We start from the raw sequence: 25966 nt of genomic DNA, 5'->3' as shown, positions 1-25966 counted from the left end.
TCAAGCAGTTCGTCGCGGCGATCCAGAGCGACACTCTGGTGCTGGAGCCGCGCCACCCCGGCTGGCTGCTCGACCCGGCCAGGCATGAGCTGGTCCAGCCCGCGAGCGCGCCGGAGATCGCCGAACGAGTGAGCCGGGTCGTCGGAGCACCGCTGATCGGCACAGACGCCTACCAGGCACTGTTCCGGTCGATCGTCGAAGAGGGCCGCGCCAACCCCGCCTTACCACAGGCGCAGGCGGAGGAGGTGATCCGTGAGGCGTGCGGCCGGCGGGGACACACGGTCACGAGGAACGCGATCCACTTCGTGCTCATCGGCCTGAAGTACAGCGGGGTCGACTGGCGGGACGCACGGCACGACGCGGCGAACCTCGCCTCGGAGTTCGCCGGTAACGTGCTGCGGCTTACGGTCAACGCCCGGATGGAGTTGTCGGAAACGGAGCGAGCCGCGGTGTGCGCGTGGATCCAGGACGAGCACTAACCACGCCAAGCCCGCCTGCCGCTACTCATGAACTCCGACCACATCCCAACGCGCTGTCCTCGGCACGACCGCGCGCCGCCACCCTTGGACGGCGGCTGCCACCCGTGACGCGTGGTCAGCGGCAAGTCGTGCGTTGTGAGGCCACCAACTGCCGGTTCTCGCTCAGGAGGTGGGAGGCCGCCACCAGCCGATCCGCAGGTCGTCAACGCGGTCGCTGCGGAGCAGGTCGGAATCGACGGCTTCCAACTCATCAGCGACGTCTACCCACAGCTGTGTGACGGACTCCCACCGCGGTGTCGTGCCTTGGTGCTCCCGGGAGAACTCCACCAGGCATCCGTGTAGCGGACCATCACGCAGGTCGATGAATAGGCCACCTCCACCACCGTCACCAGCGATGGGCAGCCATCGGGGGAGCCAGTACAACTGGGATAGAAGGGTGCCCGCTGGCTGGGCGTTCTCGCCGGCCACGAACCGTTCCATCTCCTCACGCATGCCCGGCGGGTAAGACTCCTGCTGGACCTCCAGGTGCATCCGCCAACGCTCCACCGCGATGGACACGGGGTATGGACTTGAGAAGTCAGGGATCAGGCTTGCACTTGGTAGGCCGATACCGTGCCGGACTCCGTTGGACAGCCCCCACCAGACCCGAAGGTCGGCCGGGAGCGCCACACCAAGGGCGGTTGCAACAGTGTCGATCTCGGCTGCCGTTGCCGGCGGGTTCAGCTCCGCGCGGAAGCGGGGGGCAAACCGCGACAGCCAATCCTCGATCCGGTGCCACGCCCGTTCTACGGCAGTGTCGGTATCCATGCTGCGATCAAAGCAGGCCGACCATGGCCAGTCTTCATCGCGTGGCCGAGCCCGGATCACATACGCAACCCCCGTGTTGATCGGCTCGACCGCCAGCAAGAGGCTTCGCACATCGGCCATGACAGGGCGTTGCCTCGGCGGCCATCCTGTCGCCGCCTGGCTTGCTGGATCTGTCGCACATCACCTGGCGGAGCTGCATCGCACATCAGCTGTCGGATCACACCCGAGGCGTCACCGGTGTCCCGTCACGGGACATGCGTGACGCTCACGTCCCACCTGATGCCCGACATGATCCTCAGAGGGCGCCGCGGAAACCTTCACGGTCCGCGACACGAGCGCGCATCGCGGCATGGCCGAACCGCCGGCGACGGGCTGCCACGCCCCCGTAGCGATCGGATCGCGGCAAGCCCGGATGCATCAAAGCGACCCAATTCCCCCGTCTCGCGGTTGTCGCGGCACAACGGAGGTGTGAGGCAGAATCGTGAACCGTGCCGACGTACCCCGATCCTGCTGTTCTCTATCCGGAGGTTGCTGCCGAGGGCAGCCTTGCGGCGGCGTTGCGAGCCATAGCTGTCGAGCAAGGGCTTTCCGTCCCCGTGCCGGTCACAGAGTCCAGTTCGTTGTACGGCACTCTCGTTCCGACCACCGTTCCGCACCGTGAGGAGCTGAAGGTGTCCGCCAGCTACGTAGAGCGGCGGTGGTTTATCACGGGTTGCGAGCGTGACCAAGGTCTGGCCTTGATCCAAGGAGACACGCTGGATCTCGCTCAGGTCGCTCGGGCCGCGCAGGCGTGGCATGACGGGACGCCCCTGACCGACATTCCTCAGGCCGCGTCGTTCGTGGAGTTGACCGGACGGTTCGAGGTGCCCGACCGCGATCCGACTCGGCTGGTCGAATCGGAGTGGCGGCACCTGTTGAAGGAAGCAGCGGAGGTGAGCTGGCCCGAGTACCACGCGCTAATCGAGGCCGCGTACGCCGAGCCGAGGCTACGGCAGCTCTACCCGTTCACCAGCCATTGGTCCTTGCGGTTCTCCACCAAGACCCGGCCCAACCTCTCCGGTGATGTCTTGGTGTGCTTGCATCCAAGGCGCGACAAGGACTACAGCGTCACATTGGGCTACATGGGACAGGATCTCGGCGAGACCGCTACGGCGGAGGAGGCAGTGTCATTAGCGGCGCGCAACCTGCCCGCCGACCTTGGTTCCGCGACATATGGCGCAGCCTGATCCGAGCGGGACCGGTGCTGCCGGTACGGCGGCACGCCATACACCCGCTCGGTGGCAGTTCCCTACCCCGACGGCTGTCGCGCCAGGTGACGCGCGATCGGCGGCATGAGCGTGCATTGCCGCCGAGGTCTCGTGGACGCCTGGAGGTACGTGACGACGTTGGTGCTGTCTCGCGTAGGTTCCCCAGGTGACTGTGTACGACATTGCCGCCAAGCTGCCTCCCATCGGCGTGCTGCGGGACCGCTGCAAGGCACTCGCCGTGCTGGAGTGCATCCTCGACGGTAGTGAGCCCTACTACGCCTACACCCGCTCCTGGGGTGACGACGCGGCGGCGTTGATGAACAACGGCAGCGGCGACGAGTGGGCGGTCGTGTTCACCGCCGAGGGCGCGTTCATCCGTGTGTTCGACCACGAGTCAGCGATGACGCCCTACCGCAGCCCGGACCGCGAGCTGTGGCCCGGACTGCTCGACGGCATCCCCACGGTGTTCCGACCACAGATCGAGGAACCAGCGTTCGGCGACGAGGAGGGGCAGTTCCTCGCCACCGCCGTACTGTGGCGGCTCTGCGGTGACGACCGCTGGCACGCTGGCGAAGGCATCATCTTCCCGCCGCTCCGCGGGCCGTACGACGACAACGCCCCGGACGGCTCTGGACTGCTCGAGATCCTGCTCGACGACATCGTCGGCCGGTACGTCACGTTCGCCGATGACTACTACGAGATCGAACTGGACCCGACGGTGGTCGAGCACGTCGTCGCGCACCGCCCGCTCACTGACGCCGTTGTGCAGGCTTTGAACCCAGAGATGACCGTTGCCAGGCTGCACGAGGACATCGCCGCGATTGGATACTCGATCGCGACGGCGTGACGTCAGGCCCGTAGATGGACCGCCTCGACAGCACGCTGGTCACTCAACGGTAGTACCGGAATCTGCAGCACGTGACTGGTCGGCCACGGCTTGTAACGCCCGATCGGCGGCATGAGAGCGCCTGCATGGCATGATTCACGTCATCGGGTAAGTCCGTGCGGCAGACCGCTGAAAAATTCGCTCGAAATCCGCCGTGATGGGCTTCCTGGTGAAGCGGAGCGGTCGGTGACCACCACCGTCAACCGGTCGCAACGGGGTTCACAGGGGAGGCACTGATGACGGAGTGGCCGGATCCGACGGTGTATCTGCCGTACATCGTGGAGATCGAGCAGGAAGATGGCGAGGTTCGGTCGTACCCGGCCCATTTCGTGACGATGACACCGGACTTCGTCTTCGTCCGTGATCCGGCTGGCGGGTCGGCGAGTCTTCCGACGCGCTCGGTGCGTTCGATCAGGGTCGCGGTGCAGGATCTGCCGGCAGACCATGACTCGTTGCGGGCCGAATATCCCAACGCCTATCAGCCCTGGCACCCGTTCGATGAATTGAGCCTCGAAGACATGCACAAGTCGAGGGGGACGCTCGCGTACGCGCAGCTGCGCCGCCGCCCTCCGGCGCATCTCGTCATCAAGGCGCGCGAGCGCGGCTACGACCCCACCGCCATGCTGAACGCCATCGAGAACGAGTCAAAACCGGACCCGCACTCGTTGGAGGCGCTGTATGCGAGGCGCTCCGCTGAGAACGACTACCTCGTCATCGTCAAGCCGGGAACCGATCCCTACCAAGTACTTAGTCGGCACCAGATTTCGCCCGACAACTTGTACCGCATCGTCGCCTCTTGGGGATTCGGCGCCAGGCTGACCGGCCTGCAGTTGGAACAGTCGCCGAGGGCCGGGGTCCCGGCACTTTCCGAAGACTCCGACATCGATCGCATCGAGCCCGACCCCGATCGGCTTGCACCGCATTTCCGTGCCCCACAGGAACAGCGCGTCGATGGGGAGTACATAGTCAGCGTTCGCTGCAGCGGTGATCCGCTTACCGTCGCCGCGCGAGCCGGGGTCTCCCCGAGCAGAGTGTTCGACTTCATCAACAGCTTCTCCGCTGACATGACTGACGCTCAGGTTCAAGATCTGCGCCGGGACCCCGACGTGGTGCAGATCGAGGACAATGCGACTGTCGGGCTGGACTGCTGATCGTGCGGCTGGCTGACGTCTGACTCCGCCACGATGATGGGCGGAATGCGCTTGCAGCCGACGATGCACTGTTCTCGGCACGACAGGGCGGCGCCGAACGCGCACGGTCGGCGGCAGATGCGTGCATCTGACCATGGAAAACGAGCGTCTGCGCAGTGAGCGGACGCATTGTAGGTAGGGGAAAAATTCGAGATCGGCGATGTTGCCGGTGTCAGGGAGTCGCCACGCTCCCCGGCTGGATATGCCGACCGAGCTCCGCACCACGGCGCCCACCGGGCGGCATGTTCAAGCCCCGCCGCCCCACCGCCCCGACGGCCGTCGCAGACGATTCACAGCGGCTGATGTTCGTCCTGGATCAGCAGTGGATATGCACGTGCAGTAGCATCGCGTCGGGTGGCAGTTCCATCAGATAGAGGTCCGTGAAGTGTCGGTAGTCACGGCGAAGTCGTAGGTTGTCGAGTTGGCCAGCAAGGCCCGGTGCGCTGCTGCCCATTAGATCGGGGTCGAGCCACTCGCCTGAGAGCGTCAGCAGGCCGTCGGTCGCTAGCGCCTCGCGAGCGCGCAGAGCCATAAACTCGACCCGAGACAGGCCGAACGAGACGACGGGATCGTCACCCCGGTTACGGATCCGCTGAAACGGTGCGGTGGTAAAGCCGTATCTGTTCGCCACGGCCGCGAGGAGCGGCTGCGAGTGATAGGCCTGCCACGCCTTGCGCCCGAAGTAGTCGTGGGGTTCCGCCGAACTCTCAACGAAGTGGACAAGGGGGCGCGCCGGTGGAAAGGCGGCCGCCATCTGTTGCCACTCGTCCCACTCCCGACCGGCCGCCTCGGCGGCCGCAGTGCGGACAGCCCCCAGATCGAGCAGCGCCCGCGGCCCACCGTCGCAGTAACCCCGGCCCATGACCTCGGACGAGTCGCCGCGCACCAGCCGCGGATCGTCCTCGTACCCGCCCACGACGGGGATCCTCGCGGACCAACCGATTCGGTAGCGGTCCCACCGCCCACCCCACTCATCGTCCGGGTGCTGCGGGGCATCCCGGTCGTAAGGCCGCATCGCTGCGGCCAAGGCGACGTCGATCTCGCGGCGGTCCACCGGATCGAGACACACCGTAATGATCTCCCAAGCCATGCTGCTTCTCCTACGCCTGAGGACCCGCCGCCGGGCAGGTGGCGCCATCATTCGGCGTCCTGAGTTGATCACTGAACATGCCGCCGACCCTACTGGTCGTGACAGCGGCGGCAGCCGCCAGCTATGCCGTCACGCACGGGTACGACCCTCCGGTGCACTCAACTCGACAGACCGGCACACTCAAGCGGCACATCCGGACGCTCACGCAGGCTGGGCTCGCTACGGTCCGACGTTGCAGCCGACCGGCGACGCGCAGGATGCGGCATGAGCGTGCAGGTGATCAAGCAGGGCCGTCAGCCTGCGGGAGCCATTGACGGATCGCTGAGAAATCCGCTTTGGTCAGGCCCAGGTATGGGTCGACACGGTGCAGCAGCGCCCGCGCCGGGTGATGAGCCGCGACCTATCGCCGGTCAGCATCAGTTATCTCGTTGTCAAGCCAGACGAACGGGCGTCCGGCTGCCCACTGGGTCAGGAACACGGTCTTCCAGTGCAGACCGTGCTCCGGATCCTCGTCGCCGTCCGGCCATTCGACCACGGGCAGGTCCGGAAGCCCGAGCCGGCGTGAGACGACCTCGTTCGCCTCCGCCATCCACGTCGTTGCCCAGATCAGCTGGCATCCCAGAGCCAACAGCCTGCGCCCGTCGTCTGGGTCAAGCCGATCGAGTAGAGGGTTGCCGGTATCATCCAGTGGCTGCATGACGGCACCGCCTAATACTCCAACGTCACTTCGCCTGTCTGCGCTGGTAGTGGGATCGTCGGGCTCTGGCTTGGGATGTTCGTCGCCAGATCGACCAGTGCAGGGTGTGCGCTGGCGGTAGCGCCGCAGCGAGGACGAAGGCGTTGAGGAGTCGGCGGATCTCGGCGACGGTCAGCGTGATGATCTCCGGGTCGGCGTCGGGCTGCTGCGCTGTGGCGGCGAGGATGGTCAGGACGGCCAGGGCGAGCATGGCCAGGGTGATGAACCGGTGCCAGCCGGTCCAACTGCGGATTTGGTAGTGGTCCAGGCCGACCTGGCCTTTCCCGGTCTGGAACAGTTCTTCGATGCTCCAGCGGGAGCCGGCGACGGTCACGAGGGTGTGTAGCGGCACCGGGCGGGGTGACCAGCACAGGTAGAAGGCCAGCTCGCCGGTGGTCCGGTTGCGACGGATGAGCAGCCACCGATGCTCACCCAGGGTGGTGGCGGTGGTGATCCAGGCCCACAGGTAGTCGCGAGGACCTTTCGCCCCTGGCCCGCAACTGTGCAGCTGCCACTCGCGGGTGGGGATCCGCTTGGCAAGGTCGTCGACGCGTACGAGGGTGCGGCCGTCGTTGACCGCCACGCGTCGGTCGCAGCCGATGGCCAGGGCGTAGCCGATCCCGCGGTGTTCCAGGTCAGCGCGCAGGCCCGGGTCGGCGCCGTAGACCTCGTCGCCGGTCACCCACCCGGCCGGAACTCCGGCGTCCAACGCGGTGGCGATCATCTGCCGGGCCAGGGCCGGCTTCGTAGCGAACCCGACCTGATCGGGAACGCCTGCGGCGGTGAGACGGTCGGGACGGTCGCACCAGGTCGTCTCCGGCATGTAGAGCCGGCGGTCGATCATCGCCCGCCCCGCTGGTGACACGTAGGCCAGGAACACCCCGACCTGGCTGTTCTCGACACGGCCGGCGGTGCCGGTGTACTGCCGCTGCACCCCGACCGAGCACACCCCTTTCTTGAGGAAGCCGGTCTCGTCGGTGACCAGCACGGCGTCGGGGTGGCCGAGTTGCTCGATCAGCCAGTCACGCACGTCATCGCGCACGGCGTCGGCGTCCCACACCGCCGTACGCAGCAGCCGCTGCATCGCCTGCGGATCGGCGTGACCAGCGCGTTCGGCCAAAGACCAGCAGGTTTTACGTTCTACGTCCGACAGTAGCCCTTCCACGAACTGTGCCGCCGTCGCACGCGGTTCCGGCCGCACGAACCGGTCAGCACCATCGAGGCGCACCGGGCAGTCCGACTCACCGCGACACCGGTCGGCGACGGCGGGTGGCGCGGCTGGACCGAGCACAGTGTCGTGTTCTGCACCCTGCGCGCCGGAGACAGCGGCCAGCCCGGCTGGCGGGTGGCGCACTACGACGTCCAGCCAGTGCGGCCATGAACAGCAGCACGGCGTGGAAATGGGGCGCCGCCGCCCTGGCCGTCGCGTTCCTCGTACCGCTCACGCTGATCATGGTCGGCGGAGTGGCGGTGGTGGCGTCGCCCCCCTACCAGTGCACCGTCGTCCCACCGTCTCCCTCAGCTAACCCTGCCGAAAGCACGGCAGACGCCTCCTGGAACCCGGCGCAGGTCGGCCACGCCGCCACCATCGTCCGGGTCGGCGCCGAGAAGAACGTGCCGTCGAAGGGGTGGACGGTTGCCGTAGCGACGGCGATGCAGGAGTCGACACTGCGGAACCTTGCCAACTCAACGGTGCCGGAATCCCTGGGCATTCCCCACGAGGGTGTCGGCCGTGACCACGACTCCGTGGGCCTGTTCCAGCAGCGGCCCGGGTGGGGCACCGTCGCGCAGCGCATGAGGCCCGACTACGCCGCCGGGAAGTTCTACGACGCTCTGGTCACGGTCAACGGCTGGGAGCACATGTCCCTGGCCGAGGCCGCCCAGGCGGTGCAGGTCTCCAGGTACCCGGACGCGTACGCGAAGTGGCAGAGCGAGGCCCAGCGCCTGGTGCAGCTCGTCCGCGGCCAGCTGGGCATCAGCTGCAGTGGGGGCGCGACCGGCGAGTGGCGAGTGCCCTTGCCCGAGGGCAGCTACAGCGTCGGTGACGGATGGGGCGCCCTGCGGGGGAACCGCGCTCACCGCGGGATCGACCTGATCGCCCCCACCGGCACACCGGTCCTGGCGGCCGCCGCGGGCACCGTCACCTCCGCCGAGTGCACCAGCGCCTACTGCGACCGCCCCGGCAACCCTGACCTGCCCGGCTGCGGGCTGACCGTCGAGATCCAGCACGCCGGCGGAATGGGCAGCACCTACTGCCACCTGGTGTCCCTGAGCGTCGCCCCCGGGCAGTCCGTCGACGTCGGCCAGGAGATCGGCCGCGTCGGCTCCACCGGCCACTCCAGCGGCCCGCACCTGCACTACCAGATCCACCGAAACGCGCCGCCGATCAACAACCAGACGGCCCAGGACCCGGCAGCCGTCATGGCTGACCTCGGTATCCGCTTCTGACCTCCGCCTCCTGTGACTGGAGACCCGATGGACCAGATCAAAGCCTGGACGATGCTGTTCCACCTGCAATCCCGAATGCCCGGGATGTCAGTGGATCGGCTGGCCGCACCCATCAGCCACGCACTGACCGGACGGATGCCCACGTCGCCGGCCGCCGAACGCGCCGTCGTCGAAGCCGCGTGGAAGCCCGGCTACCGGAGCGGTGCGGAAGCCGGCCACCGGCGAGCCGTGGAAGGTTTCCAGAACGCTGCCTTTGACGCCATGTCCCGACTCACTCGCACCGGAATCGACGACCCCGACGCCCGCAACCTCCTATGGGCGGTGGCAGAAGCCGCCACCGTCATCGGCCGGACCGGCCCTCAGGACACCCCCGGCCATGCTCGCGAGAGCGCCCACCTGGCCGCCCGCAACGACTACCCCGACCTGAGTCCCATCGCCGCAGGCGTCGTCGCCGGCTGGAACCACGGCCAAAGCCAGGGGCGGCAGGACGCCCGCCACTCCACCAGCCAAGCGATCTACGCCGCCTTGGCCAAGAGAATCGGCGAGCACCAGATCAGCAGGACGCAGATCGACGGACGACCCGCCGTGGACTGGTTCGTCGACGTCATCGGCGGAGTCCTCAAGGCCCCGCCCGAAGAACCCACGCTCCCATCTTTCCCGGTCGCTTCCACAGTGGCCGCCGCTTTCCGGCCATTGCCGGCCAGCCACACCGCTGCCCCCACCGTGAGTCCGGCGGCCGCCGTTCCCCAACCGGCATCGCCCCGGCGAAGCCGCTGACGAATTCCCATCCCAGCCTCGCCGCCCAGCCACGCCAACCACCACCACTGAAGGGACCGCGATGAGTATTCAGCCGCAACTTGCCCGAGACGCCATCATCACCGCGCTGCAGGACCAGATCGACGACCTCACCGCGACCTGCGAGGCGCAACAGCGCCAGCTCGACGCCCAGCAGAGGCTCATCAACCAGCTTGCCACCCGGATGGGCCTGCACCAGGACGGATCGGCGGGACGCTGACATGGCTACCCGACGAGGGATGTCGCCAAGCGACAAGCAGCGAGAACAATGGGCCGCCGAACGACGGGCCAAGCTCGCCGACCTCCACGAGCGCGTCGTCGCGGAGGTCGGCAAGATCACGGACAGCGATCAGTGGCGCCGGTGGCTTCAGTTCGCCGCCAAGTTCCACGGCTACTCCTTCAACAACGTCTTGCTGATCATGGCACAGCGCCCAGATGCAACGTGGGTCGCCGGCTACAAGCGGTGGAAGACCGAATTCGGCCGGCACGTGCGCAAGGGTGAGAAGGGCATCGCCATCCTGGCCCCGGTCACGAAGCGCGTGACGGACGATCCGCAGGAAAGCCCCGAGGACCGCAGCGAGCCCGTGATGCAAGACCCTCAGCAGTCGGCGGCGGAGCAGGCCGCCCAGCAGGCGCGAGTCCTGTACGCGTTCAAGCCCGTGGCAGTCTTCGACATCAGCCAGACCGAAGGTCCGGACATCGATGTGCCCGGCGGACCTGCATTCGCTGACGTCATGCCCCAACTCCTCGAGGGCCAGGCGCCCGCAGGGTTTTACGACCAGCTGGTCATGCTCGCCGAGGAGCGGGGATACACCGTTGAGCGCGGTGACTGCCGAGGCGCGAACGGCTTCACCGACTACACCAACCGGTTGATCAGGGTCCGCGACGACGTGGACGACGCCCAGGCAGTCAAGACGATGATCCACGAACTCGGACACGTGGACCTGCACACGCCGAGCGACTTCGGTGGGGACACCACCCGCGGCTGCCGCGGCGAGCGTGAGGTCGAGGCCGAAAGCGTCGCATTTCTGGTCGCCGAACGCTACGGGCTGGACACCTCGACGTACACCTTCGCCTACGTTGCTCTATGGGCGCAGCGCGCCGCCGAGCAGACCGGCCAGAGCCCAGAGGCCCTCGTGCAGGCCGCCGGCCAGCGCATCGTGGCCTCCGCATTCCGCATCACCGAAGCCGTCGACATCAATCGCACCCCCGACGGCGTCACCGTCGCACCAGCGCTGGCCGCCCAAGTGACCAGCGGTGTACGCCGCGCCTCGGCGGCGCGTGCCACCGCCGAAGCCTCCGCCAGCCGTGCGACCGCCCGCATCGACCAGCCGCTCGTCGCAGCCGCACGCGCGTTTCCGCCGCTTCCCCGAACGGTGCACGCCGGCGACCTGGCTCCAGCCCCGGCCGCTGCCAACGCCGTCACCGCCCGGAGAGGAGCGCGCCTACCATGAGCCCACCCTGCCTCGGTGGACTTCTCGGTGCGCGCCGTGCTCAGGACCCACAACCGATCCTTCGTCATCATGGCTATGACGGCCGAGATGGGCTCCACCGGGGCGGCCATAACTGGACCCACCACGGGCGGTCTCGCCGAGAGCCAAGTAACGGTGCGTAAGGGTCAAGACTGCTGGTGTGCCGCACACGACAATGCGCGGATCTGTCGATGAGCGGACACGACGTGGCCACGCAAACCAGTTGACGGCACCGGCAGGATGCTCGGTGTGCGTACGTTCAGTGACCTGGTCGATGAGGCCGCCGCAGTGGACGTGTCCGGCTGGGACTTCGGCTGGCTCGAAGGCCGGGCGACGGAAGAGCGGCCGCCGTGGGGATACTCGCGGTTGATCGCATCGCGCCTGCCCCAGGTTACCTCGGCCCTGGACATCGACACCGGTGGCGGCGAGATCATCGCCGAGGTGCCGCACCTACCGCCGAGAATGGTCGTCACCGAAGGCTGGCGCCCGAACGCCGAGCGCGCCCGTCGGGCGTTGTCGCCCCGCGGTGTCGAGGTCGTGCCCGTCGAGCAAGGCCGGCCCCTGCCCTTCCCCGACGCCAGCTTCGAGCTGGTGACGAGCCGTCATCCGGTGGACCCCGACTGGAACGAGATCGCCCGCGTGCTCACCGATGACGGCACGTACCTCGCCCAGCACGTCGGGCCGGCCTCCACGTTCGAGCTCATCGAGTTCTTCCGCGGCCCGCTGCCGCGGGAGCGGCTCGGCCGTCACCCCGATCGTGAGGCCGCGGCAGCGCGGGCGGCCGCGCTCGAGATCGTGGACCTGCGCACCGCTCGTTGCCGGATGGAGTTCTTCGACATCGGCGCGGTCGTCTACACCCTGCGCAAGTGCGTGTGGTGGGTGCCCGACTTCACGGTGGAGCGGTACCGGGACACCCTCGAGCGACTGGACGCCCACATCCGCCACCACGGCGCCTTCGTGGCCCACTCGACTCGGACCCTCGTCGAGGCCAGACGCGCACCCCGCTGAAACGCTGCACCGGCTCGTCGACCCGGACGCGGTGACCGCTCGCATCGTCGCCTCGACCGCAGGATGGGACTCCCCAGCCGACTGAGGCCGACACGCGCTCATGCCGCCGATCGCGCTTGCCAGCGAGGCGTTCTGAGAGACGGGACGCTGCTTGCCCGTACGATCTCGGCCGTGCACACCACCCCGCTGGCTCCGATCGATATGGACGCGGTCTTCCCGCAGTTGCGTGCGTTCGCGCGGACGACCATCCGGCTGCATCCACGCAAGGGCTCGCCGTCGGTCGAGCAGAGCTCCGTGGGCGGGTCGCTGCTGTGGCCGGCGAACGAGCCCTGGCCAACCTGTGACGGTGAAGGTCTGGACGATCATCCCGCCGAGGCTGAGGTGCCACTCGTGCCGGTCCTGCAACTGCTCGCCGACGATGTGCCCGAGCTGCCATTCCCAGAGGGCTCGGACGTGCTGCAGGTGCTGTGGTGCCCCTTTGACCATGATCCCTGGAGTGCTCCGCTTCCGCGCTTGCGCTGGCGGCGACGATCAACGATCGGACCCCGACTGGCGGCGATGCCCACGCCACACGAGGACGCCGAAGCGTGGTATGTGCCCGACGCGTGCGTCGTCGATCCCGAGCGGGTGGTCGAGTACCCGTCGTACGACCTGCCGCATGAGGTGTGGTCGCAGATCCAGGAAGCGGCGCGCCGGGTCGAGGCTGACCACGGCTGGGAGTACGACACCGACCTGGCGGTCGCTTCCGGGATCAAGGTCGGCGGCTACCCCGGCTGGACGCAGTCGCCTGACTGGCCGGTTTGCATGTGCGGGGTTCGGATGGAGCATCTGCTCACCATCGCCACCTGGGAGTTCAGCCGGGGCGACGAGCGACGTTGGGTCCCGCTGGAGGACCGGCCCGCAATGATCGGATGGGGCTTCGACAGCCCGGATGACCATCCGTGGCGGTCGCTTCAGAACCCGGCAGGATTGATGCTCGGCGACGCCGGCGGCGTCTACATCTTCGTCTGCACATCATGTCCAGAGCGTCCCCACGACCACCGATTCGACTGCTCCTGACCCGACAGGAGTCACTGACAGCGCCCGAACCGGCATCCGGATCTGCCGCCGATCGTGCGCGCTCTCCGCTGCGGTGGGCCTCCCCGTCAGTAGCAGCCGCAGCTCCGGCGAGGTGCGGACCTTACGATTGCTCTGGCGGCCGCACGTGTGGAGCCACTCGTTCTTCAGCAGCGAGGTTGTCACGCCAGTAGCGGTAGACCAGGCCGGGTACCACCTCAACCGACCCTGCTGCGACGAGACAGGCCAGAAGATCACCCCCGACCGGTGCGTCGACGTCGAAGGCAACGATCGCTGGTGGCTCTTCACCGACGTGCCGACGCACCAGTGCGCGCTCGTCGAGGGTGGATTCCCGGAACCGAGGATCCCGGAATTGGGTCGGGCAGGCCATGTATGCGACGTCTGTGAAGACCACCTCGAGACCGTGGTGGTAGGTCAGGTCGTGTCCCGCGGCCAACCGAAGCTGGGAGCCATCGAAGTGCAGCACGTCCCAATCCCACCAAGATCCCTCAGGCAGTTCGATCACACCGTCGATTCTCCCATCGGTGATCAGTCAATGGATCGAGTCGGCATCCGGATCTGCCGCCGACTGCGCGACTGCGGAGGCGAGCGCTGTCAGCACAGCGGTGATCGGTACAGCACTTCGACGTACCTGATCTCGTCGTGGACCACGTCGAGGATGAGGTAGCCCGGCCATGGCGCGTCGAGGCAGACATTGCGGTGGCCATCGCCGTAGGCCTCAGCCGGCTTCGGCGCGGTGTGGAAGCTCTGGCAGAAGTCGTCTCCGCAACCGCACGTCTGCACGACTCGCAGCCGCCCGACCTGCTCCGCCAGCCGTTTCTCGCCTTCGGCCGCGAGCGCCGCAGCGAGTTCGGCGGTGAAGACCGGCCACCTGGCAGAGAGCAACGGTGCGTGCGCCGGATGGTTTTCCACGAGGAGGCAAGCTACCGGTGCGATGCCCCGAGCACACACTCATTTGCCGCAGTCCCGGGGGATACTCGGCATATCTCCAAGTTTAAATTAGTGTAGCCGCATCCAGGCTTAGGTCGATACTGTCTCGCCGTGGTGCAAGCCAGGCGGTACCCCTATGTCGGTCCGGCCGAGTTCCGCGACCGGGTGACCGCGGTGGACGCTGTTGCCGTGGACTCAGTTGCCTCGCTCGACGAGTGGCTGGCCCGGCGCGACCGCGGAGACCTCGCCGAACCGGTCACGTTCGTCGTTGCTCTCGATGGCGTGCTCAGGCTGGCGCCGCGTCGTAGCGAACACATCGCCCTCGCGGGCGGGCGGGACGTACTCGCCGCCGGTGAGATGGCGTTCACCCCCGCAGGCATCGGTTGGCGCGTCGCGGAGGTGACCAACCAGTCGACTGGCTACTGCCCCGACCCGGACTGCTGGCCCGCTGTGGCCAAGGCGCTCGCCCGAGTCGGCGTACCGCATCCTGGCGGCTTCACCGACCGGGTCATCTTTCGCCGTTGCCCGAGCTGCGGCGAGCGCAACATCGTGCGGGACAAAGACTTCACGTGCGTCCTGTGCGATGGCGCCCTGCCCGCGCAGTGGAACCTTACCTCCGGCTGACGGGCTCCGGATCTGCCGCTGATCGTGCTGTCGGTCGAAGCGCCGATATGCACGTTTTATCGTGGCTGGATGCTGGATCTCCTCCCCCACGGCCGGCCGGACACCGCTATCTTGTTCCGCGGATCGTGGGGAGGGGATCGGCGTTGGCGGATCTGCGGGGACTGGTGGGGGAGATGGCGTCGGCGCTGGCCGGCACCGACATTGCGGTCCTGCAAGGGCGTTACCAGCCCCGGGGCGGCAGCTCGCTGCACACGTTCGACGCTGCCGGGCGGTCGGCGTTCGCGGACACCGGGTTCGCCATGCACGACCTGCTCCGCCGGGTGGACGAGGTGCTGCGCCCGGACGGGGAGGACCGTCCGCTCGTCGTCGAACTCGCCCGCGACGGGGCTGGGCGCGCCGAGCTGCGATACACCTTCGACCTTCCCACCGTGGCGCCGGTGCGGCTGGTGCTCGATCCGGCCTACCGGCACCCCAACCACCCGGCCTCGCCGATGCCGGCGCCGCCCGGTATCGCCGTCACCGACCGGCCCACCGACCCAGAGGTCCTCGCCACCATCCGGGGCCTCGTCGCGGAGTTCGTGAGCGAGAACACCCGGAAGACGGGGCGCACGCCCGAGTTCGGCGCCGGGCATTCGGAAGAGGACATTCGCGCCGCCGAGGCGGCGATGGGCCTGCGGCTGCCTGAGGACCTTCGGGCCCTGTACCGCACGGTGTCCGGCGATGAGGAGTACGGGCTGCTCGGCGCGGGGGCCCTGCTGCCGTTGGACTCCGTGGTGGCGGCGTACCTGGCCGGCAGGCCCGGGGCCGGCTTCGGTCCCGACGACCTGTTCGCGGTGTTCCCGGTCGTCTATGAGGCGTACCCGCCGGGGCGGGTGCGGCGGGTGTCCCGCAACGACTGGTGGGTGGAGGTCGGCACCGACTGGGGCGGGAACTACTGCATGGTTGACCTCGATCCCGGGCCGAAGGGCACCTGCGGGCAGATCATTCAGTACGGCAGGGACTTCTACGGGCCGGTGGGGTATGTCGCCGAGTCCGTGACCGCGGCGCTGCACGACGTGCTCGCGGCGCTACGGGACGACGGTACCCCCCGGCGCGCCTCGGCCCATCCGCAGTACAGCCACTCCGAGCAGGTGGGGGAGCGGCGGATCGCCGACGTCGTCGCCGGGCTCGACGTACAGGAGCTCTACCTCAACGAAGGGACTACCCTCCATCTGGCGGAACTCGCGCCGCTCCGCCGCCTGCGCAGCGTCTCGATCAACCGTGCGACAGCGGTCACGGCGGCCGTGTCGCCCGGCGTGCCGGTCGAGTGGCTGTCGATCGACGCCGTCGAGATCGACCTTTCGTCACTGGGCGGGCATCCGACCCTGTGGGGACTGAAGCTCGCCTCCCGCTCCCCGGTCGCGATCGGGGCGCTGGCCAACCTGCCGGCCCTCGCCCACCTCGACCTGTCCGGGGCCCACGTGAGCGACCTGTACCGGGTCGCGGACTTGCCCGGCCTCCGGGTGCTGGAGCTCAGCCTGGCCCAGTGGCGGGAACTGCGCGAGCGCGATGCGCTGCCGACCGGGCTGGCGGCCGCAGCGCTGAACGGATTCGCCCGGCTAAAGGAAGCCGACGAGTGGGCCACCTGGCTGCGAGGAGCCGCCGGCCCGCGGTGAGCGGGCGATCACGTACTTCTTCTCCTGCTCGTCACGCGTCGACCAAGATTGGGTGCACGGATAAGTAGCCGCCGAACGTGCATCGCGAAGCGTCACAGAGGACTCATCAAGTCAACGTCCGGTCGTGCCGATGAGAGTTAACTGCATAGAGCGGCTGGAGCCTGCCGTTACGTAGGCTCGCTCGGCGGGAGATGCGGCTGTGGCGTCCGGCCCCGGCCCTTTCGGATGTACTGGACCCGGGCCTCGTCGAGGCTCAAACTGCCGTTCGGCCCGCCCCTGACGACTGCGCTGTCGTGGTTGTCCTGGCCATCATCCTCCCACCAGCACTCATCGCAGATTTCGTAGCTCCCTCGCTCCGACAACGTGGCGTGGCCGCAGCATGGACAGGTGTAGGGAACATCGCGGACCGCCGCGATGACGTTCTTCAGCGATGTGTATCGGTGTAGCCAGTCCACCCGGCGGCGACCTAGGTCGTCATCGTCTGCACTGATGGCTCGTGTGGCTACGGGATCCCGTTGTACGGGACTGTCCTCCGTCGGCTTGTGGATTACGGCGAGGCGGTCTCGGACGTGTGGATCCGCTACCGAGTGGGTGCGACGAGCACCGTCGCCCCCGGCGTCTTCCGTAGCTACCCGTTGCTCCTCCGGCATGACACGCCATCGCCACGGGCCCACATCGCCGAGGCGGCCAGTGTGCCGGAGCAGAACGTGCGTAGAGTGCTCCCGTTTACCCGTCTCCTGCCGCTGCTGGGTCGTCGCATCCGGAGCCAGCCGAGCCAGAATGCGTGTACTGAACTTCGCAGGTGGCCACCAGTTCACTTTCAGGCCCTGGGTGATGTCGTACGTGTGGAGCACGACCTCGGCGACGCCGAGCGCTGCGAACCCGCTGACGTCGCAGGACCCGAAGTGCCACGCCCGCATATCCGGCCCTGCGGCCCGCAGCGCCGCGACGAGCAGTCCGCCGCATGCCTCGACAGCGGCCAACACGTCTGACACCGGCGCATCGTCGCGGATCACCAGATCCAACGGCAGGTATGCACCCTGTACCCGGCCCGCCACTTGAGCCGCGTGCGCGAGCAAATCATGGCCGATGTGGGCGAGCGTCTGTCGGCACGTCCAGTCGAGGGTGCCAGCGGCGACCGACCAGTCGTGGGCCGAAAGCGGTTCGAGGACCTCGCCCATCATTCGGACGGCACGCTCCAGATCCTGAGCTTCCATGCCGCGCATTCTGGCAGACCGGGCAGGCACCCAGACCGCCAGAAAAAAGGCTTCCTACATCCGAATCTGCCGCCAGGCGCGCGCCACGCAGCCGCCGAGCCGGCGCAGGTGCTGTCCGTCGGAGATGCGTGCGTCCGATTAAGGTCCGGCGGATCGGTCTTGTTGCGCGGCGGCGTCAGGGATGAGTGGTCGAGCGTTTCGGACCGCTCGTACGGCCGGTTGTCGTCAATGGGGTGCCCGTCGTCGCGGACGACCTAAAGAGTACGGTTGCCTGTCAGGGACGACGCCAGAAGACATCCCGGAGGATGGCATTGCCGACACGTGCGTCGGTGACCCAGGTCGCGCCCTTGTGTTCGAAGGGAATGCCGGAGCGGTAGAACAGCACTACGGCCGGCACGAGTGTCACGCACCCGACGGCCCAAGCGGCCATGAAGACCGAGTCTGGCAGCGCGGGCACGTTCGGCGCCCCGGAGGCGATGCCCCAAACAACTACCGGAAGCAGCGCGAGGTTGGCCGTGCGGGCCAGCCAGATCCCGGCGCGGTACGTCGAACTTCGTCTTATCTCCAGCAGGGCATCGTTCGTGACCGGCGACATGCGGCCCAAGGTAGAACGAGCGCGCCACGTCCAGTGGTCAGCGGATCAGGGTGACCGTCTTCCATCCTCGCAAGACTGATCTCGGGGGCATCTTGCTGCAGTACCAGACCAGATCGGTGCCTCGCTGTGGAGCCGGTTCTGGTCGGCATCCGCTTCTGGCGCGATCCGCGCGCTCACGTCGAGAACAGTGCGTGCACCTGGCTCGGTCAGGCCCAGGCACCAAGACAGTTTGGCGATACGCTCTCTTCGTGACCGATAGGGCGGAGAGGGCGGAGCGGATCCGACTCCTGACGGAGATGGCACGGACGATGCTGGCATCCGGTGCCGACGGGGATCAGGTAGCCAAGGAGTTGCTTCGGCGCACCGATTCCCCAATCTCTGCGATCAAGGCCGTTGCTGACGCGACCGGTGTGGGCTTGGGCGATGCGAAGTGGGTTGTGCACCGTAACCTCAACCCAGAGGTTCGCCAGGCTGCGGAGAGCCTCTGGGACGAACTGCTCGACGGCATCAGATAGTTCCAGGATTCGACGGGCGTAACGGATACGGCACGTTGAGCCAGTCAGACGAGGTAGGGCGGCTGGGAGGTTGCCGTCAGCAAGGTCAGGTACGGATCTGCCGCGAGATGGGCGCGTGGACGGTCGCTCTCCAGCATCGTGACGATCGATGTCGGGGCTGCTTCAGATCTCGAAGTCCTCTGCCCACCGCTCCCATTCGACATCGCTTAGGCCCGCCGGCGCTCCTTGAGAGGACGGCAGCGTGGCATCGTCTTGCAACCACACGATTACCAGCTGCGAGCGATGGAGTACAGGATCCTTGCCGTCATTGACGGGCCCTGACGAGAACCGTCCCATCACGATCACTGATGGGAGCGACTCAACCGGCCCGAACGGCAGCGAACCACCACCCTGGTCTGACTCCTGGGTGCGTGGAGGGTCGATAACGTGGACCGGTGCGCCGGGCAGGACACGCGCCGCTCGCTTCGCCAAGCTGCCCATGATCATGTCGTTCAGTCGCCGCATCGGGTAGCCCTCGATCAACCCTCCGTACGTCAACACCAGATGCACCTCGGTCAGTGCGATGTCACGCCCGTTGGGCAACACAACCAGTGCCAAGTCCACAACCGTGGAAGGTACGTGATACCCGTGACGGCACCGCCGCTCGCCCGCCTCGCCCCGTGCCCGGCGCGCTGTCATGCCGCGAGTCGCGCGTCAGACGGCCAGCATGTCGGTGTGTGGGGTGGTCAGATCTGGTGCTCGACCCGATGCCGCAGGTACTCATCTGGATGGGTGCGGGCGATGCGAATCGCCTCGGCCACCGTCTCGTGCAGATCCTCGGGGTACTGCTTCCCACCGAGGTCGAGCCCTGGAAGAATGCACCGGCGGACATCCAGGTCCTCGTTGGTGACGAACACGCGTAAGGCGGTTTCGTGCCACTCCTGGCGGAGGTCGGCGAACGCGTCGTACTCGGCTTTACTCTCAGCCGTCGGGGAGCGGGAGCCGGCGAGGTAGGTGAGGGGAACCTGCGTTCAGTACCAGACTCGCGCTGCGCCGGCCCGTTCAGCGTTGGTGCCCGTCCGGAGATGTTCGAGCAATGCGTTCGCGCTTACGTGGGCGCTGGGAACGAGGCCGTGTAGGTCGAGCGCCTGCTGGCCCCGTACCCGTGTAGCCGGACGACGAGCTTCGCCCGGCTCGGCCTGCGGCTTCGGATGTTGGCCGCCCAGGCCGTACTCGACGCGCGCCGGCCCGGCGGTGTCATCCGCCGTCAGCAGGGCAGGGGTGCCTTGTCACCGACCCCCAGACTTGGATGCGCGAACTCTGAACTTCCGTGTGTTGACCCATTCCGGCGCTGAGTGTGCGATTATCGCACCATGGCTGATGGCTGGGACTGGCCCCTCGTCGGTGAGCAGGTACGACAAGCCCGCCTGTCGTTGGGGATCTCGCAGCAGGATCTCGCGGCGATGGTGGGGCTAGACCGCACCATGTTGGCCAAGGTTGAGGCTGGCAGCCGCCGTTTGGACGGCTTGGAGCTGGCTCGGCTTTCCAAGGCACTGAAGGTCTCGATGGAGTACTTGATTGAGCCGCCGCCAGCGGTGTTGTCCCGGCGGGCAGCACCGCTGACCGAGGAAACCGACACTGAGGCGGCACGGTCGTCGGAACGCCTCGAAATCGCCATGGCTGAGTGGCTGCGCAATGTCCAGCAGTTGCTGGACCTTGGCGTATTGCGTGCCCGTCCGCTGCTTCGCTATCCGCACCCGGTGGCATCCGGGGATGATGCGCGTCAGGCCGCCCGGTGGTTGCGACAGCGGTTCGAGCTCGGCGATGAACCGATCGACAGCATCATGGACGTCTGTGAGCGCGCAGGTCAGTGGGTTCTGGTCACCGACCTGCCAGGCGACGGCGCATCGCTCATCGAGGGCGACATCGCCGTTGCTGTCGTGAGCACTACGGGCGATCCTGGCCGCCGTCGGGCTACCGCTGCGCATGAGTTGGGGCATCTCATCATTGGTGATGAGTATTCCGCCGACCTCGGCGTGAGTGCCTCACGTGCAGAACGGGAGGCGGTGATCGATGCCTTCGCCGCGGAACTGCTGCTGCCCGTGCAAGCAATTGCCGCAGCCGGAGCCCGTGGGACGGTGAGCCGCGATCAGATCGTGAGCTATGCGGCTCGATACCGTACCTCTTGGTTGCTGGCGTTGCGGCAGGCTGAGCAGGCAGGGACCATCGACCCAGAGACGCGTGGGTCCTGGGGCCGGGTTCGGCCGACCCACGTGGAGTTCATGGAGGCGTTGGGCTGGGCACCGCAGCCCGACCTTGCGTCGGTACGGGTATCGCCCGCCTACGCAAAGGCCGTGATGGAGGCGTGGCGGAACAGGCGAATCACCCGGGCCAGGGCTCTGGAGTTGATGCATGGCCACATCGCCGAGGCGGATCTACCGCAGGACGACGACCTGGAGATCGCGCCGTGAGCGGGTCGGCGCAAGCCACCTCTGTCTTTGTGCTCGACACGATGGTTCTCAGCCACTTCACCCTCGCTGACCGCCTAGACGTCTTGCAGGATCTGCTGCTCGATGCCGATTGCTGGACGACTCAGGTGGTTCGGGAGGAGTTGCGGGCGGGATCTGCGGATCATCGTGAACTGGCCGTCGCTTGCGAGGCGGACTGGCTGACCACTGCCCAGCTGGACACGCTCGATGAAGTGCGGTGCTTTACCAAATGGGCCGCGCGGCTCGGCTCGGGTGAGCGCGACCTCGGGGAAGCGTCCGTCCTCGCGGCCGCCGAACTGCGGGGAGGGGTGGCCATCACGGACGACAGGAACGCGACGCAGGTCGCCCGTGCCCACGGCGCCCGCGTCCACGGCACCATTTGGCTTCTCGCGGGGGCCTGCCGGGACGGCAAGCAAACCCTGACGGCTGCGGGGAATCTCATTGAGGCACTGAGAGTAACCGGTGCTCGTCTGCCCTGCTCTGGAGCGGAGTTCCCGGACTTTGCCCGTAAGCACAACCTCCTGTAGTCGCTACTGACAACTTCATGGCTTAACGGAGGGCAGTGCCTTATACGCGGCGGCTAGAGTCTTCGCGTGGTCGACCGGAAGCTGCTCTTGTCCGACCTGCAGAAGTAGGCCCGACCAGCACAAGACCGCCTGGCGCACCCGGGTGGAGGCTGGCTGCGCGAACGCGGCGGTGAGCTGCCGCGAGTTCAGATCGCCGAGGATCTGCTAACCCAGGTGCGGATCAGCAAACGCTCGACGTCGCGGGGTAGTGCATTGAGATGCTTCTATAGCTGTCAAGTGCTGGCCATGGCTGGGTTGGCTCCGTTCAGGGTCCGGAAGAGTTGCCTGCTGATGTAGCGCTTGAGGCTGCGCATGATCTCGCGTTTGGTGCGGCCCTCGCCGGTGCGGCGGGTGACGTAGTCGCGGGTTCGCGCATCGTGGCCCATGCGGACCAGCGCGACGGTGTAGAGCGCTCGGTTCAGGCGCCGGTCGCCGCCGCGGTTGAGCCGGTAGCGGGTGGTATTGCCTGAGAGGGCTGATAGAGGTGACGCGCCGGCCAGGGCGGCGAACGCCGCTTCGGAGCGGACGCGTCCGGGGTGTGACCAGGCGAGTAGAACGGTTGCGGCGACGATGGCGCCGACACCGGGTAGGGCGAGCAGTTGCGGCGCTTGCGCGGTGACGGTTTGGTGCAGTGCAGTGCAGTGCCGTGTGGTTGGCGGCGAGTTCTGCGTCGAGAGCGCGGATGCGCCGGGCCAGTCGGATGGCCTCGGCGCGGCAGATGGCCAGGGTGTCGTTGTCGCTTCGGGGTGCGCCAGGCCGTGACGGTCGCGATCGTTGTGGTGGTCAAGGTGCGGCGGGCATCAATGCCGAGATCGACGGTGCGTAGCAGTGCGGTCAGCGTGTTGATCGCGCGGGTGCGCTCGCCGCTCATCTGCTCGCGGGCTGCGGTCAGGACTCGCAGGGCGGTGCGATCGCCGGTCGCTCGCGGCCAGCACAGGTGGTTGACGTCCAAGCTGCGAGCGGCTTGAGCCATCGCGACGGCGTCCACGGCGTCGCTCTTGCCCCGGCGGCGGCGGGTGGAGGCCGGGACATCAGGTGCCTCAGCGACGGTCAGGCCGGCTGCGACCAGATGCTCGGTGAAGGTGGCGCCATATGATCCGGCGCCGTCGATGACGATCAGTGCCGGCGCTTGCTGTGTGTGGCGTTGGATCCAGCCGACGGCACGGCGCAGCCCTGCCGGGCTGACCGGAAACTGGGCCTGCTGCATGACCACGCCGGACGCTGCTCAGCCAACGGCCGGCTGAAGTCGCGGACCGGGCCGTCCCTAGGCACTGGGAAGGGGACGAAGGGATCGCGGTTGACGCCAACTCCCGGCCCACGTCACGGATCGTGCGACCGGAGTCGAACACCAACGCCGCCGCTTGGCGCCGGAACTCCTCGGGGTAATTGCTCTGTTGAGTCACGGCAGTTTGTCACTTCAACGTGTTATCGGCGGTGCCCCTGATGTGGGGCAGCGACCGGGCTCGCGCAGGCATTGATGTCCACCGCATTGAACGCGATCTGAGGTGCTGCTCACGGCAGTTCAGCGACAATGGGTCAACCCCACAACGGGAGCCTGCGCGGCAGGTCACGGACTTAACTCACGCTGGTCACGACCCTGGTCACAGGCTTGGCCCGCAAAGGGGAATGGCGGCGGCAGCCATCAACATTGCGGTACCGGCGACTATCCAAGCGTCCTAATTTATGTACTTATCAGCATCTTCCGGCATGCCGTGACACAACTATAATGTAACTGGGGGTCAAGGGGTCGTCGGTTCGAATCCGGCCGTCCCGACTGGTGTTCACCAGCGGATATAGAAGATCATGCGTGATCTTGCGGTAACGCTGGCGGTAACGGAGATCGCTTAACGTGGGCTGCATCCCCCGATCCCGTTACTGCGGAGGTGCAGCCCCGTGGCTGTCTACAGCTACCGCCTCGCCAACGGCCAGACCCGCTGGTTCTTCATCATCGACCTCGATGCGGAAGGTCGCCGCCGCCAGCACAAGCGGCAGGGGTTTCCCAATCAGGCTGCTGCCCTGAAGGCGGAGGACGAGGCGCGCGTCGCCTACGGGGGAGCGGACCTCGGCGCCGACGGCAGCGTTGCTGCGGAGCTGGAGAGCTGGCTCAACGAGCGCGAGCTGGACGTCCAGGAGACGACGCTCAGCAACTACCGGGACGTCATCCGCTGCTACGTGGTCCCGCACATCGGCGGGCGACAGCTCTACGCGCTCGACAAGCGTGTCCTTCATGACCTCTACAAGAAGCTCCTGAAGAGCGGCGGCAAGAACGGCGGGCCGCTGTCGCCGACCACCGTCCGCATCGTGCACCGGATCATGATGAAGGCGCTGGCCGATCTCGGGGTCAACGTCGAGGGCGTGCGGCAGCCCCGGCAGGCCGAGCGGGAGACGATGGGGCGCAAGGGCGTCTGGACGCCGGCGCAGTCGGCGAAGTTCCTCAAGCACCACGCCGACCACCGACTGCGCGCCGCGTGGGTGCTGGCGATCGTCGTCGGTGCCAGGCGAGGGGAGTTGGCCGGCCTCAAGTGGCCGCGCGTCGATCTCGACCGGGGCGTGCTGCTGTTGCACTGGCAACGCACCACGACCAGCAACGGGGTGGTGGAGAAGGCGCCCAAGGGCAAGAGTAAGCGGGCGGTAGCGCTCGGGCCGACCCTGATTGCGGAGCTGCGTGCCCACCGGGAGCGCCAGGTCCTGGAGAAGGCAGACGCTGGCGTCCTGTATCACGACGGTGGTTACCTGTTCTGCCGCGAGGACGGGGAGCCGTACTACCCGAAGTACTTCACCGACCAGTGGGCGAAGGCGTGCGGGGATGCTGGGGTGCCCGTGATCGCGTTGCACGACGCTCGGCACACCTCCGCTACCACCGGCGCTGACGCCGGTGTTCCCGAGCACGTGATGCAGCGGCGGCTCGGTCACGCTGACAGCCGGACGACGCGGGAGGTCTACACCCACGTACTGCCGGAGAGCGAACGGAAGGCCGCAGAGCTCATGGAGGCAGTACTCGGCGACGCGGCGAGCTGGTCGCCCCGGAATAGCTAGACCGAAGGCGCTGGGTCACGCCCGACCGCAGTACTTCTGGCTGCGGAGGTTTCCGGTGAGGGAGCTTGATGTCCGGACCGTCAGCTCGGGCATCGGCATGGTAGCCAGCGGCTGTGGCCGTTGCCGTTACCCGTGGCGGTTGCTCTCACTCGGCAACGCGCCGAGTAACCGGGTGATCGCATCGTGAGGGCTGACGCCGGTATCGGCGTCTCACGACCTCAGGGGAGGGCAGCGGACGATGTCAACGACCACAACTGGCGGACGCAAGCCGGGCCAGGCGCTGGACCAGGTCTGGACGATCGAGGCGGTGCGGGAGCTCGGCGTCACCACCGACGTGGAGACCGCTGGAGCGATCCTGGGAATCGGGCGCACCAAGGCCTACAAGCTGGCCAAGACCAACGAATTCCCGGTACGCCTTCTGCGCGTCGGCCGGCGGTACCTCGTGCCCGTACCGGCGATTCTCAAGCTGCTTGCCATCGAGTAGCCGACCTGCCGCTAGCCAGGCTCAGAGCCTGAGACAGGGAAGCCCGGGACCGACCGGGCTGGTGCGCCGACAAAACAAAAGGACCGACGGCGCGCACGGTGTGAGCCGGCGCGCCGTCGGTCAGCCGTGCGAGTCGTTACGGTCCAGAGCGCTGGGACAGCGCCAAAGAACTCCTGCAGCTCGGTGCGCCCGATCGATCAGCGGGGCCAGGCTGCGAAGCGTCGCCGTAGCTGCACCACGTCGGCGCGAGTGAGCTGGTACGGCACGAATGCCTCGTCGGGCATCCTGTCCAGGCGCCGACCCACCACTGGAACGTCCTCTGCCTCAAGTTCGGGGTCAACGCGGCGGGCCATGGCCAGCAGCTGGGCCGGCGTGCACCGGTCGAGCACTGCGGCCACATCGACGTAGTCACGCTCGCGGGCTCGTCCCACGAGCGCGGTGACTTTCCAGGCGAGCAGGTCAGCCAGGTCCATGACCGGGCCGACATCCATCACCACCGGAGCATGGAGCCGTACCTGAGGTTCCCCCGGTTTGCCGGAGGGTTGGTTACCTGGCGCCGGTGGGCTCAGGCTGAACGATAGCCGTCTCGTCCTGTTGGGCCTGGTGGGTGTGCCAAGCGGCTTCGTACTCGTCTGGGGATC

28 protein-coding genes and 3 pseudogenes are annotated in these 25966 nt (G+C 67.3%); 17 read left to right on the top strand and 14 right to left on the bottom strand.

Annotated elements, in window-relative coordinates; genetic code table 11:
- Window positions 1-479 (top strand): hypothetical protein (locus F6X68_RS33515; RefSeq protein WP_225852204.1); only part of this gene is annotated, 479 nt, incomplete at its 5' end.
- A gap of 162 nt (window positions 480-641) precedes the next feature.
- On the opposite strand, the gene F6X68_RS14510 is transcribed toward F6X68_RS33515, so the two are convergent.
- On the bottom strand, window positions 642-1406 hold the full coding sequence (locus F6X68_RS14510; RefSeq protein WP_151454776.1) for an SMI1/KNR4 family protein: 765 nt from the start codon (window positions 1404-1406) through the stop codon (window positions 642-644).
- Window positions 1407-1774: 368 nt separating this feature from the next.
- Here F6X68_RS14510 and F6X68_RS14505 point away from each other — a divergent pair, with 368 nt between their 5' ends.
- The 3 genes from F6X68_RS14505 to F6X68_RS14495 all read left to right on the top strand — a co-directional run bounded on the left by F6X68_RS14505 (window position 1775) and on the right by F6X68_RS14495 (window position 4570).
- The gene (locus F6X68_RS14505; RefSeq protein ID WP_151454775.1) at window positions 1775-2512 is read left to right on the top strand and encodes a DUF6193 family natural product biosynthesis protein; all 738 of its coding nucleotides are present in this window, start codon (window positions 1775-1777) and stop codon (window positions 2510-2512) included.
- A gap of 187 nt (window positions 2513-2699) precedes the next feature.
- Complete coding sequence (locus F6X68_RS14500) at window positions 2700-3380, top strand: hypothetical protein (RefSeq protein ID WP_151454774.1); 681 nt, start codon at window positions 2700-2702, stop codon at window positions 3378-3380.
- 275 nt (window positions 3381-3655) lie between these two features.
- On the top strand, window positions 3656-4570 hold the full coding sequence (locus F6X68_RS14495) for a protease inhibitor I9 family protein (RefSeq protein WP_151454773.1): 915 nt from the start codon (window positions 3656-3658) through the stop codon (window positions 4568-4570).
- A 355-nt stretch (window positions 4571-4925) separates the two neighbouring features.
- Here the strand turns inward: F6X68_RS14495 and F6X68_RS14490 are convergent, their stop codons facing one another.
- The 3 genes and pseudogenes from F6X68_RS14490 to F6X68_RS14480 all read right to left on the bottom strand — a co-directional run bounded on the left by F6X68_RS14490 (window position 4926) and on the right by F6X68_RS14480 (window position 7663).
- On the bottom strand, window positions 4926-5699 hold the full coding sequence (locus F6X68_RS14490; RefSeq protein ID WP_151454772.1) for a hypothetical protein: 774 nt from the start codon (window positions 5697-5699) through the stop codon (window positions 4926-4928).
- A 280-nt stretch (window positions 5700-5979) separates the two neighbouring features.
- Window positions 5980-6390, bottom strand: a pseudogene (locus F6X68_RS34235) (hypothetical protein); the annotation flags it as partial.
- Between the two features lie 31 nt (window positions 6391-6421).
- Window positions 6422-7663: an IS701 family transposase gene (locus F6X68_RS14480; protein WP_151454771.1), complete on the bottom strand. Its 1242-nt coding sequence runs from the start codon at window positions 7661-7663 to the stop codon at window positions 6422-6424.
- 149 nt (window positions 7664-7812) lie between these two features.
- Here F6X68_RS14480 and F6X68_RS14475 point away from each other — a divergent pair, with 149 nt between their 5' ends.
- From F6X68_RS14475 to F6X68_RS14455, 6 genes are all read left to right on the top strand, one after another.
- On the top strand, window positions 7813-8883 hold the full coding sequence (locus F6X68_RS14475; RefSeq protein WP_151454770.1) for a M23 family metallopeptidase: 1071 nt from the start codon (window positions 7813-7815) through the stop codon (window positions 8881-8883).
- 27 nt (window positions 8884-8910) lie between these two features.
- The gene (locus F6X68_RS14470; RefSeq protein ID WP_151454769.1) at window positions 8911-9660 is read left to right on the top strand and encodes a hypothetical protein; all 750 of its coding nucleotides are present in this window, start codon (window positions 8911-8913) and stop codon (window positions 9658-9660) included.
- Window positions 9661-9721: 61 nt separating this feature from the next.
- A complete protein-coding gene (locus tag F6X68_RS33510; protein ID WP_192581403.1) occupies window positions 9722-9898 on the top strand; it encodes a hypothetical protein in 177 nt (58 codons plus the stop codon).
- A 19-nt stretch (window positions 9899-9917) separates the two neighbouring features.
- Window positions 9918-11132 (top strand): ArdC-like ssDNA-binding domain-containing protein, encoded by a 1215-nt coding sequence (locus F6X68_RS14465; RefSeq protein ID WP_151454768.1) that lies wholly within the window; start codon window positions 9918-9920, stop codon window positions 11130-11132.
- A gap of 267 nt (window positions 11133-11399) precedes the next feature.
- On the top strand, window positions 11400-12158 hold the full coding sequence (locus tag F6X68_RS14460; RefSeq protein ID WP_151454767.1) for a class I SAM-dependent methyltransferase: 759 nt from the start codon (window positions 11400-11402) through the stop codon (window positions 12156-12158).
- Window positions 12159-12329: 171 nt separating this feature from the next.
- Window positions 12330-13217, top strand: coding sequence for a DUF1963 domain-containing protein (locus F6X68_RS14455; protein ID WP_225852202.1), 888 nt, complete (start codon window positions 12330-12332; stop codon window positions 13215-13217).
- Between the two features lie 121 nt (window positions 13218-13338).
- Here F6X68_RS14455 and F6X68_RS14450 read toward each other — a convergent pair whose 3' ends face one another.
- Window positions 13339-13740: a hypothetical protein gene (locus F6X68_RS14450; RefSeq protein ID WP_151454766.1), complete on the bottom strand. Its 402-nt coding sequence runs from the start codon at window positions 13738-13740 to the stop codon at window positions 13339-13341.
- Window positions 13741-13829: 89 nt separating this feature from the next.
- Complete coding sequence (locus F6X68_RS14445) at window positions 13830-14147, bottom strand: hypothetical protein (RefSeq protein ID WP_225852201.1); 318 nt, start codon at window positions 14145-14147, stop codon at window positions 13830-13832.
- A 129-nt stretch (window positions 14148-14276) separates the two neighbouring features.
- On the opposite strand from F6X68_RS14445, the gene F6X68_RS14440 reads away from it, so the two are divergent.
- Window positions 14277-14789, top strand: a complete 513-nt coding sequence (locus F6X68_RS14440) for a hypothetical protein (RefSeq protein WP_225852200.1) — start codon at window positions 14277-14279, stop codon at window positions 14787-14789.
- Window positions 14790-14932: 143 nt separating this feature from the next.
- Entirely contained in the window at window positions 14933-16444 is a 1512-nt protein-coding gene (locus F6X68_RS14435; protein WP_192581402.1) for an SMI1/KNR4 family protein, read from the top strand.
- A gap of 167 nt (window positions 16445-16611) precedes the next feature.
- Here F6X68_RS14435 and F6X68_RS14430 read toward each other — a convergent pair whose 3' ends face one another.
- Both F6X68_RS14430 and F6X68_RS14425 read right to left on the bottom strand, forming a co-directional pair.
- The gene (locus F6X68_RS14430) at window positions 16612-17661 is read right to left on the bottom strand and encodes a CPCC family cysteine-rich protein (protein ID WP_192581401.1); all 1050 of its coding nucleotides are present in this window, start codon (window positions 17659-17661) and stop codon (window positions 16612-16614) included.
- 274 nt (window positions 17662-17935) lie between these two features.
- A complete protein-coding gene (locus F6X68_RS14425; RefSeq protein WP_151454763.1) occupies window positions 17936-18256 on the bottom strand; it encodes a hypothetical protein in 321 nt (106 codons plus the stop codon).
- 248 nt (window positions 18257-18504) lie between these two features.
- On the opposite strand from F6X68_RS14425, the gene F6X68_RS14420 reads away from it, so the two are divergent.
- Window positions 18505-18771, top strand: a complete 267-nt coding sequence (locus F6X68_RS14420) for a hypothetical protein (RefSeq protein WP_151454762.1) — start codon at window positions 18505-18507, stop codon at window positions 18769-18771.
- A gap of 162 nt (window positions 18772-18933) precedes the next feature.
- On the opposite strand, the gene F6X68_RS14415 is transcribed toward F6X68_RS14420, so the two are convergent.
- Entirely contained in the window at window positions 18934-19374 is a 441-nt protein-coding gene (locus F6X68_RS14415; RefSeq protein ID WP_151454761.1) for a hypothetical protein, read from the bottom strand.
- A gap of 122 nt (window positions 19375-19496) precedes the next feature.
- The gene (locus tag F6X68_RS33505; protein WP_192581400.1) at window positions 19497-19667 is read right to left on the bottom strand and encodes a hypothetical protein; all 171 of its coding nucleotides are present in this window, start codon (window positions 19665-19667) and stop codon (window positions 19497-19499) included.
- A gap of 456 nt (window positions 19668-20123) precedes the next feature.
- On the opposite strand from F6X68_RS33505, the gene F6X68_RS14410 reads away from it, so the two are divergent.
- Together F6X68_RS14410 and F6X68_RS14405 are read left to right on the top strand one after the other, a co-directional pair.
- A complete protein-coding gene (locus F6X68_RS14410) occupies window positions 20124-21221 on the top strand; it encodes a helix-turn-helix domain-containing protein (protein WP_151454760.1) in 1098 nt (365 codons plus the stop codon).
- Window positions 21222-21250: 29 nt separating this feature from the next.
- The gene (locus tag F6X68_RS14405; RefSeq protein WP_151454759.1) at window positions 21251-21766 is read left to right on the top strand and encodes a hypothetical protein; all 516 of its coding nucleotides are present in this window, start codon (window positions 21251-21253) and stop codon (window positions 21764-21766) included.
- A gap of 272 nt (window positions 21767-22038) precedes the next feature.
- On the opposite strand, the gene F6X68_RS34655 is transcribed toward F6X68_RS14405, so the two are convergent.
- The 3 genes and pseudogenes from F6X68_RS34655 to F6X68_RS34225 all read right to left on the bottom strand — a co-directional run.
- Window positions 22039-22191: a hypothetical protein gene (locus F6X68_RS34655; RefSeq protein ID WP_255474752.1), complete on the bottom strand. Its 153-nt coding sequence runs from the start codon at window positions 22189-22191 to the stop codon at window positions 22039-22041.
- A 27-nt stretch (window positions 22192-22218) separates the two neighbouring features.
- Window positions 22219-22377 (bottom strand): annotated as a pseudogene (locus F6X68_RS34650) (transposase); the annotation flags it as partial.
- A gap of 305 nt (window positions 22378-22682) precedes the next feature.
- Window positions 22683-23012: pseudogene (locus tag F6X68_RS34225) on the bottom strand (transposase); the annotation flags it as partial.
- 686 nt (window positions 23013-23698) lie between these two features.
- On the opposite strand from F6X68_RS34225, the gene F6X68_RS14395 reads away from it, so the two are divergent.
- Window positions 23699-24841, top strand: a complete 1143-nt coding sequence (locus tag F6X68_RS14395; RefSeq protein WP_151454758.1) for a site-specific integrase — start codon at window positions 23699-23701, stop codon at window positions 24839-24841.
- A 238-nt stretch (window positions 24842-25079) separates the two neighbouring features.
- On the top strand, window positions 25080-25325 hold the full coding sequence (locus F6X68_RS14390; protein ID WP_151454757.1) for a helix-turn-helix domain-containing protein: 246 nt from the start codon (window positions 25080-25082) through the stop codon (window positions 25323-25325).
- A 197-nt stretch (window positions 25326-25522) separates the two neighbouring features.
- On the opposite strand, the gene F6X68_RS14385 is transcribed toward F6X68_RS14390, so the two are convergent.
- Window positions 25523-25816: a nucleotidyl transferase AbiEii/AbiGii toxin family protein gene (locus F6X68_RS14385; protein WP_225852205.1), complete on the bottom strand. Its 294-nt coding sequence runs from the start codon at window positions 25814-25816 to the stop codon at window positions 25523-25525.
- Between the last annotated feature and the right edge of the window lie 150 nt (window positions 25817-25966).

It is taken from the genome of Micromonospora sp. AMSO12t (assembly GCF_008806585.1).
GTDB classification, from domain to species: Bacteria; Actinomycetota; Actinomycetes; order Mycobacteriales; family Micromonosporaceae; genus Micromonospora; species Micromonospora reichwaldensis.
The sequence above is the reverse complement of the archived record's forward strand: the minus strand, read 5'-3'. Positions and strand labels throughout refer to the sequence as shown.